The sequence below is a fragment of the Arthrobacter sp. P1_B4 genome, from assembly GCF_056406555.1.
Genome location: NZ_JBFTZW010000075.1, coordinates 1 through 14,707 on the forward strand (window position 1 = coordinate 1; position 14,707 = coordinate 14,707).

Below are 14,707 nucleotides of genomic sequence, written 5' to 3' on the forward strand. Positions count from 1 at the left end.
GCGCGGACCAGCTCGCGGCGTTGAGGGCGGCAGCGGCGGAAAGGCCGGCGGCGTGCAGGGCCTGGATCTCGTCCACGATCCTGCCATGGCTGATCACGCTGCCGGCGTCGGTACCGGCATAGATCGCCAGCCCGGCCTCGTGGGCTTCGAGGATCCGCTCCGCCCGGCGCTCCCACAGCGAGCGCATGTGGGCTGCGTAGCGGGGGAACTTGGCGGCCGCCCGGGCGGCGATGTCCGGGAACGTGGCGATGTTGATCAGGGTGGGCACGATCGGAACACCCTGTTCGAGGAAGCGCGGCAGGTGCCGCGGCAGCAGCCCGGTGGCGTGCTCGATGCAGTCGATCCCGGCGTCGAGCATGTCATCGAGGGTGTCTTCGGCGAAGCAGTGTGCGGTGACGCGGGCCCCCTCATCGTGGGCGGCCCGGACGGCGTCCTTGACCGTCCGGGCGGGAAAACTGGCGGCGAGATCGCCGGCGTCGCGGTCGATCCAGTCCCCCACGAGCTTGACCCAGCCGTCGCCCGCGCGGGCCTGCTTCCGCACGGCCTCGACGAGATCCTCCGGCTCGACCTCGACGGCCAGGCCCGGCAGGTAGCGCCGGGTCCTCGCGAGGTGCCGGCCCGAGCGGATGATTCGGGGAAGGTCCACGCGTTGCTGGAGCCAGCGTGTGTTGTGGACGGCGCCGGCGTCGCGGACCAGGAGCGTCCCGGCGTTGCGGTCCGCCAGGGCCTGGGATTCCGCGGTGTCCTCGGTAACGTCCCCGCCCGGGCCCAGGCCGATGTGGCAGTGTGCGTCCACGAGGCCGGGCATGACCCAGCCGTCCAGCACGAGCTCCGGCGCGGCCGCGGGCCGGCGAAAGGTCAGCCGGCCATCTACCGACCACAACCCGTAGCGGACCTGGTCCGCCGCCGTGAGGATGGGCCCGCTGAACTCGATGATGCTGGTCATGGCCTAAAGCCTAGCCCTCTGGCTCCGCCGTCCGCGTCACACTCGACGGCCGGCCGGAGGTGCGTGGTAGCTTCGTCTACGACCACACGGGTGCCCCTGCAGGGGCTGAGATCGGGCTGACGCAGCCCGCGACCGTTGAACCTGTCCGGGTAATGCCGGCGAAGGAAGTGAGTATTTCCGTGAACTCCCAAGTGACACAGCACAGCCCTGCCCACAATGAGTCAGCCCCCACTGGGCTAGCCCAGCACGGGTCTGCCGCAAGCCAGCCTCTGGCCCCCACACAGTCGCTGAAGTCCCACTCGCTGGCCTTCAGCACGGACCCGGAGCACGGCATCCGCGTGCCGGTGACCGAGATCGCCCTGGAACCCTCCCCGGGCGGCGTCCGGAACCCGCCGTTCCGGGTCTACCGCACTGCCGGCCCGGGCAGCGATCCGGTCCGCGGGCTGGAGCCGTTCCGCACCCCCTGGATTGAGGACAGGGCGGACACCGAACCCTACGCCGGCCGCGAACGCGAGCTGCTCGACGACGGCAAATCGGCGGTGCGCCGCGGTGCCGCGTCGGCCGAGTGGCGGGCCGGCCGGCCGGTGCCGCGCCGGGCCGTTGAGGGCAGGACCGTCACGCAGATGCGCTACGCCCGGGACGGTGTCATCACCCAGGAAATGCGGTTCGTCGCGCTGCGCGAGAACTGCGATGTGGAGCTGGTGCGCAGCGAGGTGGCCGCGGGCCGCGCGATCATTCCCAACAACGTCAACCATCCCGAATCCGAGCCGATGATCATCGGCAAGGCGTTCCTGGTGAAAATCAACGCCAATATCGGGAACTCCGCCGTGACCAGCTCCATCGCCGAGGAGGTCGACAAACTCCAGTGGGCCACGCAGTGGGGCGCGGACACCGTCATGGACCTCTCCACCGGGGACGACATCCACACCACGCGCGAGTGGATCATCCGCAACTCCCCCGTCCCCATCGGAACGGTCCCGATCTACCAGGCACTGGAGAAGGTCAACGGTGAGGCGAACGCCCTGACCTGGGAGATCTTCCGGGACACCGTGATCGAACAGTGCGAGCAGGGCGTGGACTACATGACCATCCACGCCGGCGTGCTGCTGCGGTATGTGCCGCTGACGGCCAACCGGGTCACCGGCATCGTGTCCCGCGGCGGTTCCATCATGGCCGGCTGGTGCCTGGCGCACCACCGGGAGAACTTCCTGTACACCCACTTCGACGAGCTGTGCGAGATCTTCGCACGCTACGACGTCGCCTTTTCCCTGGGCGACGGGCTGCGGCCCGGCGCGACGGCGGATGCCAACGACGCGGCACAGTTCGCCGAACTGGACACCCTGGCCGAGCTCACGCAGCGGGCCTGGGACTTCGACGTGCAGGTCATGGTGGAGGGCCCCGGGCACGTGCCCTTCCACCTCGTCCGGGAAAACGTGGAGCGCCAGCAGGAACTCTGCAAGGGCGCCCCGTTTTACACACTCGGGCCGCTCGTCACGGACATAGCACCGGGCTATGACCACATCACCTCGGCGATCGGCGCCACCGAGATCGCCCGCTATGGCACCGCGATGCTCTGCTACGTCACGCCCAAGGAACACCTCGGGCTGCCGAACAAGGACGATGTGAAGACGGGCGTGATCACTTACAAGATCGCGGCCCATGCCGCGGACCTCGCCAAGGGCCACCCCGGCGCGCACGAACGCGACGATGCCCTATCCAAGGCAAGGTTCGAGTTCCGCTGGCGGGACCAGTTCGCGCTGTCCCTGGACCCGGTCACGGCCGAGGCTTTCCACGATGAGACGCTTCCCGCGGAGCCGGCCAAGACGGCCCACTTCTGCTCGATGTGCGGTCCGAAGTTCTGCTCCATGCGGATCAGCCAGGACATCCGGGACGAATACGGTTCAGCTGATTCGCAGGCGGCCCTGGCGCAGATGGCGGCCGGAATGCGGGCGAAGAGCAACGAGTTCCGCGCCTCGGGCGGCAAGGTCTACCTGCCGCAGCCCTCGGTGGGAGGACGCGCAGCTTCCTAGGAGGCCCGGGCGTGCTGGTGCCGGCTGACTTCGGCGATGTAGGAGCGGATGGCCCGGTCCCCTTCGGCTGAATCCTGGGGCCGGTGCCCTCCTGGTGCCGTGCGGTGCAGGGCGCCGGTCTCGCGCAGGTAACCGGCGATTTCCTCATACAGCGGTTCCCAGCCGCCGGTCAGGACCAGGGTCGGCACGCCCGGCACGATCTGCAGCGGGGCTTCCCACGGCGGCGCCTGCAGGCGGAGCCGGCGCGCAGCCCGGAGGGCCTCCGGCGTCGTGGCCCCGGGGGCGTCCGCCGCGAACGCGCGGCGGATGAACTCCCGCTGGAAGTCGTCGTCGCTGAGGTTGTGGCGGACGTCGAAGAGCGGCTGCATCAGGGCCCGGTGCGCGGCGGTGGCCGGGAGTTCCGCGGTCAGGGACAGGCAGGCCGGTTCCACCAGGGTCAGCGACTGGACGAGGTCGGGCCGTTCGACGGCGGCCATCATCGCCGCGATCGCGCCCTGCGAATGGGCCACAACGTGGCCGCCGGCCTCGCCGCGGCCGTCGTCTGCCAGCGAGGCGAGCACGATGGCGGCGTCGGCGGCGAAGTTGGATTCGAGCGGTTCCGCGACGGCGTCAAACCCGTGCCGCCGCAGGAACAGGGCGTCGTAGTCCAGCGCCATTCCGTGCTGTTTTGGCCACGCGGCGGCGCCGAAGCTGCCGTCCCCATGGACGAAGACTACGCGCTGCTTGAACATTGTCTAACCCTATGGCACTTCAGTGCTGATGCCGCCGGCGACACAGTGCCGGCGGCCGTCAGCACTTATGGCTACTTGCTGCCGCCGAGGAACTTGTCGAAACCCTTGGGCAGGTTCAGCTGGGACGGATCGAAGTCGCCGCCCTGCTGGCCAAACGACGCGCCGGTGGGCAGCGCCTTGGGGCCGGCGGCACGCCGGGCCTCGGCGTCGCGCAGTTCCTGCGCCGCCTTGGCCGGGTTGCCGGAGCGGGCCTTCTTCTTGGGCGCGGATTTGGCTCCCTTGCGGGCTCCGCCCCCGCCGCCCATGCCGGGCATTCCCGGCATGCCGGGCATCCCGCCGCCGGCGGCCATCTTCTTCATCATCTTCTGGGCCTGGGCAAAACGTTCCAGCAGTCCGTTGACCTCGGAGACGTGCACGCCGGAACCGCGGGCAATACGGGCCCGGCGGGAGCCGTTGATGATCTTCGGAGCCACACGCTCGTGCGGGGTCATCGAGCGGACAATGGCCTCGACGCGGTCGATCTCGCGCTCGTCGAACTGCTCCAGCTGCTGGCGGATGTTCTGCGCGCCCGGCATCATCATGAGCATCTTCTTCATGGAGCCCATGTTGCGGATCTGCTGCATCTGCGCGAGGAAGTCATCGAGGGTGAAGTCTTCCTGGTCGGCGAACTTCTTCGCCATCCGCGCGGCTTCATCCTTGTCCCAGGACTTCTCGGCCTGCTCGATCAGGGTGAGGACGTCACCCATGTCGAGGATGCGCGAGGCCATGCGGTCCGGGTGGAAGAGCTCGAAGTCGTCCACGCCTTCGCCCGTGGAGGCGAACATGACCGGCTTGCCGGTCACCGACGCGACGGAGAGCGCGGCGCCGCCGCGGGCGTCGCCGTCGAGCTTGGAGAGCACGATGCCGGTGAAGTTGACGCCCTCGTCGAAGGCCAAGGCCGTGTTGACGGCGTCCTGGCCGATCATGGAGTCGATCACGAACAGGACTTCGTTCGGGACGATCGCGCGGCGGATCTGGCGCGCCTGCTCCATCATGTCGGCGTCGACGCCGAGACGGCCGGCGGTGTCCACGATCACGACGTCGTGGAGGGTGCGCTTGGCTTCCTCGACGCCGGCGCGGGCGACGGCGACAGGGTCGCCGGCAGGGTGGTCCAGCTCGGTGGACGTGGCGCCTGGGTGCGGGGCGAAGACGGGCACGCCGGCGCGCTGGCCGACTACCTGCAGCTGGGTGACGGCGTTGGGGCGCTGGAGGTCGCAGGCCACCAGCATCGGGCTGTGGCCCTGGGACTTGAGCCACTTGGACAGCTTGCCGGCCAGGGTGGTCTTGCCGGCGCCCTGGAGGCCGGCCAGCATGATGATGGTGGGTCCGGTCTTCGCCAGGCGGATCCGGCGGGTCTCACCGCCGAGGATCTCGACGAGTTCCTCGTTGACGATCTTCACGATCTGCTGGCTCGGGTTCAGCGCCCCGGAGACCTCGGCGCCGAGGGCACGCTCGCGGACGCGGCCGGTGAACTCCCGGACCACGGGCACAGCGACATCGGCGTCCAGGAGGGCACGCCGGATCTCGCGGACTGTGGCGTCAACGTCCGCCTCGGTCAGGCGGCCCTTGCCACGCAGATTCTTGAAGGTTGCTGTCAACCGGTCAGAGAGTGAATTGAACACGCGCCGTGCACTTCTTTCAGTGGATCTACAGGTGGCGGCCGGTGCGGCACGCCAGCGTCGCGACTGGTATTCGCCTGGACGAACCGCCTCGACAACAGGACTCGACTATCTAGGGTACCAAGATGCGCCTTCAAGATGGCATGCTGGCGTAGGTGACCAGCCAAACAACTGTAAAAACCCTGCTCATCCTGGGCGCTTCCGGCGATCTCACCGGAAGGCTCCTGTTACCGGGGCTTGCCCGCCTGGTGTCCCGGGGCCGCGCCGACGGCCTCACCCTGGCGGGAGCGGGATCGGACCCGTGGACGCCGGAGCAGTGGCTTGGCCGGATCGAGGAGTCGTTCGCGGACGAGGACTCCAAGGCCGACGCCCACGGCAAGCGGGAGCTCAAGCGGATCCGCAAGGAGAGCACCTACCACCAGCTCGATGTCACGGCCAAGGGCCAGCTCGCCGGGCTCCTGGCGCAACTGGAGGGGCCCGTGGCGGTCTACTTCGCCCTGCCGCCGCGGGTCAGCCAGCTCGCGTGCGAGGCCCTGGCGCCGGAGGATGTGCCCGCCGGCACCCGGCTGGTCATGGAGAAGCCGTTCGGCTCCGACGAGCAGTCGGCGCGCCACCTGAACAAGACGCTGGCGGCGCTGGTCCCGGAGGACCACATCCACCGCGTGGACCACTTCCTCGGCAAGGCAACGGTCCTGAACATCCTTGGCCTGCGCTTCGCGAACACGTTCCTGGAGCCGGTGTGGAACCGGCAGAACATCGAAAAAATCGAGATCATCTTCGACGAGGACCTCGCCCTCGAAGGCCGCGCCCGCTACTACGACGGCGCCGGGGCGCTCCGTGACATGATCCAAAGCCACCTGCTTCAGATCATGGCCCTCATGGCAATCGAGCCGCCGGCATCCGTGGACGAACGCGATCTCCGCGATGCCGTGGCCACCGTGCTGCGGGCCAGCAGCATCAAGGCCCCCTACCGGCAAAGCAGCCGCCGGGCCCGGTACACGGCGGGTTCGATCAACGGCCGGGACATTCCGGACTACGCCAAGGAGGAGGGCGTGGACGCGTCCAGGGGTACTGAAACCCTCGCCGAGGTGCAGGTGGAGATCGACAACTGGCGCTGGCAGGGCGTGCCGTTCATCCTGCGCTCGGGCAAGGCGCTGGGCCAGAAACGCAAGGAGGCCGTGGTGACCTTCCGGCCGGTGCCGCACCTTCCGAAGGGGTTCACCGGTGTGGACGCCCCCAACCAGCTGCGGATCGGCTTTGGCCCGGACACGCTGCAGTTCGACGTCGACGTGAACGGACCGGGCAATGTCCTGAGCCTGGACCGGGCCACGCTGCAGGCCGAACTGAGCGCCTCCGAACTCCTCCCCTACGGTGAAGTGCTCGAGGGCGTGCTGACCGGGGATCCGCTGCTCTCGGTGCGGGCGGATACGGCCGAGGACTGCTGGCGCATCCTGGCGCCGGTGCTGAAATCCTGGACCGCCGGACATGTCCCGCTGGAGGAATATCCGGCCGGGACCCCGGGGCCGGAGGGCTGGCCAGCCTAGATTCGTACCGGCAGGGCCCGCGCGGATCCGGCGGTGCGCCGGAGCCGCTTCCGGGCCGACCAAGCAGCAACGACACAGCAACAACGACCAGGCAGCAACGACACAGCGGGCCGGACACCTTCTCAGGTATCCGGCCCGCTGTGTGAGTGCCGTGTCAACGCCGCTGTGTCTGTTGGCTCTAGCGGCATGGAGCGGGGAGCAACTAGATCGCTGCCGAACCACGCTCTCCGGTACGGACCCTGACAGCTTCGAACACATCCATCGTCCAGACTTTGCCGTCGCCGGCCCGGCCGGTGTTGGAACTGGCGATGATGACATCCAGGATGTCGTCCGCCTGTTCGTCGGTGGCCAGGACTTCCACCCGGATCTTTGGCAGCAGGTCCACGTTGTACTCGGCCCCGCGGTACACCTCGGTGTAGCCGCGCTGCCGGCCGTAGCCGCTGGCTGCGCTGACCGTGAGGCCCTGCACACCGTAGGCTTCCAGGCCTTCGCGAATAGCCTCAAGCTTTTCCGGTCGGACGATTGCCGTGATCAGTTTCATGCCCCCACACTTTCCTTGCCCGTTGCGTTCTGCTTGCCGTTGGACGCGGCGTCCACCGGCACTTCGGCGGCTATGCCTTCCTCCTGCGGCTCGCCGCCCATCGGCTTGCCCGTGATCAGTTCGTGCAGCGGCTGGAAGCTGCCGCCGTGCCCGCCGACGCCGAACTCGTAGGCGGTCTCTGCGTGCAGGCTCAGGTCCACACCGACAACTTCCTGTTCCTGGGAAACCCGGAAGCCCATGAGCTTGTGGATCGGGAAGGCAATGATGAAGGTCATCACGGCGGTGAAGACGATGGCCATCATTGCCGCGAGGGTCTGGGCGACCAGCTGCGTGGTGCCGCCGCCGTAGAACAGGCCTGCGGCGCCCTGGGTCGGGGTGGCAAGGAAGCCGATTGCGACCGTGCCGACAACACCGGAGACGAGGTGGACGCCGACGACGTCGAGCGAGTCGTCGTAGCCGAACTTGAACTTCAGGCCGACGGCGAGCGCCGAGGCCACACCGGCCACGACGCCGAGGGCGATCGCACCCAGCGGGGAGACGTTGGCGCAGGCCGGGGTGATGGCGACCAGGCCGGCGACCACGCCGGAGGCGGCACCGAGGGAGGTCGGGTGACCGTCGCGGAAGCGTTCCACGGCAAGCCAGCCGAGCATGGCGGCGGCCGGGGCGGCCAGGGTGTTGATCCAGATCAGGCCGGCCTGCTCCACCGTCGCGGCGGCACCGGCGTTGAAGCCGAACCAGCCGAACCACAGGATTGCGGCACCGAGCATGACGAACGGAATGTTGTGCGGGCGGTGGTTCGGGTCCTTGCCGAAGCCCTTGCGGTTACCGATGATCAGGACCAGGATGAGGCCCGCGACGCCGGCGTTGATGTGGACCACGGTGCCGCCGGCGAAGTCGATGACCGGCGCGAACGTCTGGCCGAACCAGCCATTCGCGGAGAAGAGTCCGCCGCCCCAGACCATGAAGGCCATCGGCGCGTAAACCAGGGTCGCCCAGATGGGGGTGAAGACCACCCATGCGGAGAACTTGGCGCGGTCGGCGACCGCACCGGAAATCAGGGCCACCGTAATGATCGCGAAGGTGGCCGCGTAGCCGACCTTGAGCAGGTCGGCCGGTTCGGTGAAGTTGTGCAGGCCGAAGTGGCTGAACGGGTTGGCGAAGATCTGGTAGAAGTTGTCTTCGTTGGTCGTAGCCATCGAAGCGCCCCACAGGATCCACATGATGCCGACGGTTCCAATGGCGACGAAGCTCATCATCATCATGTTCAAAGCCGACTTGGCGCGGGTCATGCCGCCGTAGAAGAATGCCAGGCCCGGGGTCATGAACAGCACGAGTGCCGCGGCGACCAGGAGCCAAACGAGACCTGCGGTGAGTTCCATGGTCTACGTCCTCTCTTGCTATTAGGTGCGGAGTAGTCCGCCGGTCCCAACGCATTTATTTGCGTTCTAGAAAGAGTTTCGCGGGGCAGTGTTTCGCTGGCGGAGGATTTACATTGCCGGGTTGTTACAAGAACCTCCCGGACGTAAATGGTGCATCTCACACTTGTTACGGTTATGTTTCAGCGGATTATTCCCGCACTTGTTGAACCCGCCGCCAGCCGGCACCGCATCTTCCCAAGGACGAACGCATTATGAGCAAGACCTCCCGCCCCGCCGGCGACGCCGCAGCCAAGGTCCCTTCCCGGGCTGCGGGCCGTTCCCGGCTGCCCCGGGACATCAAGGTGATGCTGGTGGCGGCCTTCCTGATTGCGATCGGCTTCGGCCTCGTGGCACCGGTTCTGCCCCAGTTCGCCACCACGTTCGACGTCGGGGCGACCGCGGCGGCGGTGATCGTGAGCATCTTCGCTTTCATGCGGTTGGTCTTTGCACCGGCCGGCGGCGCCCTGATCGTGAAGCTGGGCGAACGGCCGGTCTATGTGGCCGGGCTGCTGATCGTCGCGGCGTCCACGGCGGCCTGCGCTTTCGCCCAGAATTACTGGCAGTTGCTGGTCTTCCGCGGCCTCGGCGGGGCTGGTTCGGTGATGTTCACGGTGGCGTCCATGGCGCTCGTGGTCCGGCTCGCGCCGCCGGAAAGCCGCGGCCGGGTCTCCGGGGCCTATGCCTCCGCCTTCCTGATCGGCAACGTCTGCGGCCCCATCGTCGGCGGGATGCTGGCCGGCTTCGGCTTGCGGGTGCCGTTCCTGGCCTACGCGGCGGCCCTGGTGCTGGCCGCCGTCGTGGTGCAAACCCAGCTCAGCCATGTCCCCGCCGCCTCGCGGCAGCCCGGCGCCACGGCCCCGGCGATGGAACTGCGGGACGCGCTGCGGGACAGCGCCTACCGGGCCGGCCTGTTTTCGAGCTTTGCCAACGGCTGGGCCACCTTCGGGGTGCGGATGGCCACAGTGCCGCTCTTCGCCGTCGTGGCGCTCGGCGCCGGTCCGGAATCGGCCGGCTGGGCCCTGGCGGTGTTTGCCGGCGGCAACGCGGTGGCGCTGACGTTTTCCGGCCGGCTCGCGGACAGCCTGGGCCGCAAGCCGCTCCTGCTGGCCGGGCTGCTGGTCACCGGCACCGCCACGGCGGCCATCGGGTTCACGCACCAGCTGCCCTGGTTCCTGCTCGCCTCCGCTTGCGCCGGGATCGGCTCCGGGCTGCTGGGACCGGCCCAGCAGGCTGCCATCGCCGATGTGATCGGCAACGAGCGCTCGGGCGGCCGCGTCCTGGCCGTCTTCCAGATGGCCTCGGACAGCGGCGCGATTGTCGGACCGGTGGTGGCCGGGCTGCTGGCGGACCGGCTGGGCTACGGATGGGCCTTTGGGGTCACTGGCGGCATCCTGTTGGCCGCCGCCGCCGTGTGGTTGCCGGCCCGCGAAACGTTCCGCCGGCCGGCCCCGGATCGCGCCTGACCTGCGGCGTTGCCGCCACCGGTCCGCCGGGCACGTGCCCCCTCCGGGAAATTGGACGGGACCGTGCACGGGACGCTGTCCGGGACCTTCCGGTCAGCGTCGGCCGCCGCCCTTGGGTAAGCTGGGGGCACGTGCTACAAACTTCCGGAGGTAATCCCCCATGGCCAAATTCGACTCTTCCCCCGGGAAAGCCGAAAGCCCCGACCCCGCCCAACCCGCCGACGCGGGAGCCGACGCGGGAGCCAACACAGGAGCCAACGCAGGAAAGAGCGCGGGCAACAGGAAGCGCGCAGGGCTGATCGCCGGCGCAGGAATTGTCGCCGTCGCCGCAGCAGTACTGGTTCCCCTCGCCCTCGGAAACCCGACCCCGGCACCGCCGGCCGCTTCTTCCCCCGCCGCCCAGTCAGCCCCGGCACCCGCCCCGGCCGAGGTGGGACCGCCCGTCACCTATTACGCACAGCCGGGTCCGCCGGCCGGGTCGCCGCTGGAAAAGGTTGAGCCCCTCAAGGTCGATGTCTCCAGCGACCTCGTGGGCACTTCCCTGAACAAGGGCATGGCGGGAATTTCCCTGGAGGCCACGGATCTGGCCGATCCCGACCTCAGCAGCGACAACGCGTCGATGGTCAAGCTGCTCAAGGAGATCGACCAGCCGGTCCTGCGTTTCGGCGGCAACGCCGTGGACCGGCGTTTCTTCTGGACCTCCAGCGGCGAGGCTGTCCCCGCCGACTACAAGGGTGACAAGACGCACCCGGTCAAGGCCGTGGGCCCGGCAGACCTGGTCCGGCTCAAGACCCTGCTGGAGGCAGGCGACGCCAGGGTCAGCCTCACAGTGGATCTGGGCCACTACAACCCGGCGCGGGCTGCGGACATGGCCAAGAACGCCTCGGCGATCCTCGGCGACCGGCTGCTGAGCATCACTGTGGGCAATGAGCCCAACGGCTTCGTGTTCAACGATGTGAAGTCCGGCAGCGGCTACAGCCTGGATCAGTACATTCGGGAATTGAAGGACTACGCCAACGCGATCTATGCAGTGGCGCCGAACGTGCCCATCTCCGGCCCGGGCGCCTACGACCAGAAGTGGTGGCAGCCGTTCGTCGACGCGGACCTCCCGCAGAAGAAGATCCTGACGTTCCACCACTACCCGCTCTCCAACTGTGACGGCAGCTTGCCCCAGGACTCGCCTACCTTGGCAAACGCGATGAGCCGAACGATGCACGACCGTGGCGTCAACTACCAGAAGGCGGCCCTCGCGGTGGGTCAGGCCGCCGGCCTGGAAACCTGGATTCCGGAAACCGGGATCTCGGCGTGCCCGGGTTCCAATGAGACCTCCCGTACTCACGCATCTGCGCTGTGGGCGGCAGACTATGCCCTCACCGCCGCCCAGCTGGGCATCACCCGAATCGGCTTCCACAGCTCGCTGCTGACCTGCAAGGGCGGCCCGCCCCTGTCCGCCATCTGCAGCGCCGGGGCCTACCCGTTCGGCAATGGCCAGATGTCCGGCCGTGCCAACTTCTTCGGCATCTCCATGGTGGCCGAGCTCGAGGCCGGCAAGTTCATGAAAGTGAACAGCTCCGGCGGCGGCCCGGCGTTCAGCTATGCGCTGCAGAACGCGGACGGCAGCACCAGCGTGGTGATCGTCAACGAAAACGACCCCGAAAAGGCCGCGCAGACTTTAGTCACCTTGAACCTTCCGGGCAAGCCTGTCACCGGGACCATGACCCAGCTCAGCGGACCCAGCTACGCAGCCGAGGACGAGACCGTCATCGATGGCGCCAAGACCGAGCCCACACCCCTCGCCAAGCGCGCCACGGTGCCCGGCTTCGCGTTCAAGTCCCAGACGCAGCAGTTCAAGCTGACAGCCGGCACAGTAACGGTCCTGAACTTCAAGTACTAGCCACTCGAACAAAGAGTGCCCCGGTCCTGTCTGAACTGACCAGACAGGACCGGGGCACTCTTTTTGTTGCGGTGCGCGCTAGTTCAGCAGCGCGTCCACGAAGCCTTCGGCCTCGAACGGCGCGAGGTCGTCGGCGCCTTCGCCCAGGCCGATCAGCTTCACCGGGACCCCAAGGGATTTCTGGATGGCGACGACGATCCCGCCCTTGGCGGTGCCGTCCAGCTTGGTCAGGACGATCCCGGTGATGTTCACGACCTCGGAGAACACCCGGGCCTGGTTGAGTCCGTTCTGGCCGGTGGTGGCGTCCAGGACCAGCAGCACCTCGTCCACCTCGGCCAGCTTTTCGATGACCCGCTTGACCTTGCTGAGCTCGTCCATGAGGCCCACCTTGTTCTGCAGGCGCCCCGCGGTGTCGATCATGACGACGTCGACTTCCTGGTCGATGCCGGCCTTGACGGCCTCGTAGGCCACCGAGGCCGGGTCCGCGCCGTCGATGTCCGACTTCACGGTGGGCACGCCGACGCGCTGGCCCCACGTGGCCAGCTGCTCGGCGGCGGCGGCGCGGAAGGTGTCCGCCGCGCCCAGCAGCACGTCCTTGTCCTCGGCCACGAGCACGCGGGCAAGCTTGCCTACGGTGGTGGTCTTGCCAACGCCGTTGACGCCGACAACCATCATGACGGCGGGCTTGTCGCCGTGGCGCTCGACGTTCAGGCTCCGGTCCATGGTCGGATCCACGAGCTTGATGAGTTCCTCCCGGAGCAGGGCCTTGACGTGCTCAGGGTCCCGCGTGCCCATCACCTTGACGCGTTCGCGGAGCGAGTCCACGAGCTGCATGGTCGGTTCGGTGCCGAGATCGGCCAGCAGCAGGGTTTCCTCGACCTCATCCCAGACGTCTTCATCGATCTTGTCTGCCGAGAGCAGGGCCAGGAGCCCCTTGCCCAGGATGTTGTTGGACTTGACCAGCCGCTCACGCAGCCGCATCAGCCGCCCGGCCACCGGCAGCGGGGTTTCCACCGGGACGGTTTCCAGCCCGGCTGCGTCGTCCGGAACTTCGAGGGTTGGTTCTTCGAGTTCGACGCCGTCCGGCGAGGTCCGTGCCGGTGCCGGCGCCTGCGCGGGACGGTCCTCCACAAGGGTTCCGGCTCCCGGGGCCTGCACGGGGTCGTTTGCGTCACGCGGGCCGGTGTAGGTCTTGGCGTTCTTCCGGGTCTTCATGAGCACCGGGATCAGCACACCGAGGACCACCAGGACAGCGAAAATGGGCAGAATGATGGGGAGGATATCGTTCACTCCCCTAGCTTCTCACAAACCCCAAATGGGCCGTGGCCAGCGCTTTTGTTGCGCGCGGACGCAGTCGTGCCGGGACCTGGACGTTTGCCTAGATCTCCGCACTGAGCCGCTGGCTGATCACCGTGGAGACGCCGTCGCCGCGCATTGTGACGCCATAGAGGGCGTCGGCGACTTCCATGGTGCGTTTCTGGTGCGTGATGACGATCAGCTGGCTGGATTCGCGGAGTTCTTCGAAGATGGTGATGAGCCGGCCCAGGTTGGTGTCATCAAGCGCGGCCTCGACCTCGTCCATGACGTAGAAGGGAGAGGGCCGTGCCTTGAAGATGGCCACCAGCAGCGCCACGGCCGTCAGGGAACGTTCGCCGCCGGAAAGCAGCGAGAGCCGCTTGATTTTCTTGCCGGCCGGGCGGGCTTCGACCTCGATGCCGGTGGTGAGCATGTCGGTGGGGTCGGTCAGGACCAGCCGGCCCTCGCCGCCGGGGAACAGCCGGGCGAAGACGCGGACAAACTGCCGGGAGGTGTCCTCGAACGCCTCGGCAAAGACCTTCTGGACGCGGTCGTCGACTTCCTTGATGATGTCCAGCAGGTCTTTGCGGCTGGACTTCAGGTCTTCGAGCTGGCTGCTGAGGAACTGGTGGCGCTCCTCAAGCGCGGCGAACTCCTCGAGCGCCAGCGGGTTTACCTTCCCCAGGGCCGCGAGGTCGCGTTCGGCGCGTTTGAGCCGTTTTTCCTGTTCCGCACGGACGAAGGGCTTGCCTTCGGAAATCTCGCGTCCGTCCTCGTCCACCGGGGCGCGCAGTGCGGCCCATTTGTCCGCCGAGTCGCCGGCAGGGACCGGGACGGGAAGGTCCGGTCCGTAGTCGGCCACGAGCTGCCCGGCAGTCAGCCCGAGCTCCTCCACACTCTTCAGTTCCAGCGCCTCGATCCGCAGCCGCTGCTGCGTGCGGGCGAGCTCGTCGCGGTGCACGGAGTCGGTGAGTTCGGCCAGTTCTCGGGCCAGCGCGTCGTTGCCGCTGCGGACCCCGGCCAGTTCAAGGTCCATGGCGTCCTTGCGTTCCTCGGCGCTGTCCCGCTCGCGGCGGGCCAGCTCCACGGACACGTCGATGAATCCGATGACCTGCTGCACGGCGACGGCGACGGCGGCGGCGCGCCGGGCCTGGAGCCGGCGCCGGCTGGCCCGTTCGGCGGCTTC

Annotated in this window: 11 protein-coding genes and 1 riboswitch; of the genes, 4 read left to right on the forward strand and 7 right to left on the reverse strand. The window is 67.9% G+C overall.

Annotated features, from left to right (window positions below):
* The coding region (locus tag AC1D1W_RS16720) for an amidohydrolase family protein (protein ID WP_476944272.1) at positions 1 to 946 on the reverse strand (946 nt) is incomplete at its 3' end.
* A gap of 76 nt (positions 947 to 1,022) precedes the next feature.
* A riboswitch (TPP riboswitch) is annotated at positions 1,023 to 1,130 on the forward strand.
* Here AC1D1W_RS16720 and thiC point away from each other — a divergent pair.
* Positions 1,099 to 2,976, forward strand: a complete 1,878-nt coding sequence (thiC, locus tag AC1D1W_RS16725) for a phosphomethylpyrimidine synthase ThiC (RefSeq protein ID WP_476944273.1) — start codon at positions 1,099 to 1,101, stop codon at positions 2,974 to 2,976. Its footprint overlaps the riboswitch before it by 32 nt.
* On the opposite strand, the gene AC1D1W_RS16730 is transcribed toward thiC, so the two are convergent.
* Both AC1D1W_RS16730 and ffh read right to left on the reverse strand, forming a co-directional pair.
* Positions 2,973 to 3,707, reverse strand: coding sequence for an alpha/beta fold hydrolase (locus AC1D1W_RS16730; RefSeq protein WP_229992666.1), 735 nt, complete (start codon positions 3,705 to 3,707; stop codon positions 2,973 to 2,975). The two genes, thiC and AC1D1W_RS16730, sit on opposite strands and share 4 nt — an antisense overlap.
* 71 nt (positions 3,708 to 3,778) lie before the next feature.
* Complete coding sequence (gene ffh, locus AC1D1W_RS16735; protein ID WP_028276849.1) at positions 3,779 to 5,368, reverse strand: signal recognition particle protein; 1,590 nt, start codon at positions 5,366 to 5,368, stop codon at positions 3,779 to 3,781.
* 152 nt (positions 5,369 to 5,520) lie between these two features.
* On the opposite strand from ffh, the gene AC1D1W_RS16740 reads away from it, so the two are divergent.
* Positions 5,521 to 6,909, forward strand: coding sequence for a glucose-6-phosphate dehydrogenase (locus AC1D1W_RS16740; RefSeq protein WP_476944274.1), 1,389 nt, complete (start codon positions 5,521 to 5,523; stop codon positions 6,907 to 6,909).
* Positions 6,910 to 7,111: 202 nt separating this feature from the next.
* Here AC1D1W_RS16740 and AC1D1W_RS16745 read toward each other — a convergent pair whose 3' ends face one another.
* Together AC1D1W_RS16745 and AC1D1W_RS16750 are read right to left on the reverse strand one after the other, a co-directional pair.
* Positions 7,112 to 7,450: a P-II family nitrogen regulator gene (locus tag AC1D1W_RS16745; protein WP_028276847.1), complete on the reverse strand. Its 339-nt coding sequence runs from the start codon at positions 7,448 to 7,450 to the stop codon at positions 7,112 to 7,114.
* Positions 7,447 to 8,829, reverse strand: a complete 1,383-nt coding sequence (locus AC1D1W_RS16750) for an ammonium transporter (protein WP_476944275.1) — start codon at positions 8,827 to 8,829, stop codon at positions 7,447 to 7,449. Before AC1D1W_RS16750 ends, AC1D1W_RS16745 begins: the two co-directional genes overlap by 4 nt.
* 251 nt (positions 8,830 to 9,080) lie before the next feature.
* Here AC1D1W_RS16750 and AC1D1W_RS16755 point away from each other — a divergent pair, with 251 nt between their 5' ends.
* Complete coding sequence (locus AC1D1W_RS16755; RefSeq protein ID WP_243177163.1) at positions 9,081 to 10,331, forward strand: MFS transporter; 1,251 nt, start codon at positions 9,081 to 9,083, stop codon at positions 10,329 to 10,331.
* A gap of 160 nt (positions 10,332 to 10,491) precedes the next feature.
* Positions 10,492 to 12,225, forward strand: a complete 1,734-nt coding sequence (locus AC1D1W_RS16760; RefSeq protein WP_476944276.1) for a hypothetical protein — start codon at positions 10,492 to 10,494, stop codon at positions 12,223 to 12,225.
* A 78-nt stretch (positions 12,226 to 12,303) separates the two neighbouring features.
* Here AC1D1W_RS16760 and ftsY read toward each other — a convergent pair whose 3' ends face one another.
* The gene (ftsY, locus tag AC1D1W_RS16765; RefSeq protein WP_476944277.1) at positions 12,304 to 13,515 is read right to left on the reverse strand and encodes a signal recognition particle-docking protein FtsY; all 1,212 of its coding nucleotides are present in this window, start codon (positions 13,513 to 13,515) and stop codon (positions 12,304 to 12,306) included.
* Between the two features lie 88 nt (positions 13,516 to 13,603).
* On the reverse strand, positions 13,604 to 14,707 hold a 1,104-nt coding region (locus AC1D1W_RS16770; RefSeq protein ID WP_476944278.1), incomplete at its 5' end, for an AAA family ATPase.

Coding starts and splice junctions, on each gene's coding strand:
- thiC (WP_476944273.1), top strand. CDS start 1,099: ATGCCGGCGAAGGAAGTGAGTATTTCCGTGAACTCCCAAGTGACACAG.
- AC1D1W_RS16730 (WP_229992666.1), bottom strand. CDS start 3,707: ATGTTCAAGCAGCGCGTAGTCTTCGTCCATGGGGACGGCAGCTTCGGC.
- AC1D1W_RS16745 (WP_028276847.1), bottom strand. CDS start 7,450: ATGAAACTGATCACGGCAATCGTCCGACCGGAAAAGCTTGAGGCTATT.
- AC1D1W_RS16750 (WP_476944275.1), bottom strand. CDS start 8,829: ATGGAACTCACCGCAGGTCTCGTTTGGCTCCTGGTCGCCGCGGCACTC.
- AC1D1W_RS16755 (WP_243177163.1), top strand. CDS start 9,081: ATGAGCAAGACCTCCCGCCCCGCCGGCGACGCCGCAGCCAAGGTCCCT.
- AC1D1W_RS16760 (WP_476944276.1), top strand. CDS start 10,492: ATGGCCAAATTCGACTCTTCCCCCGGGAAAGCCGAAAGCCCCGACCCC.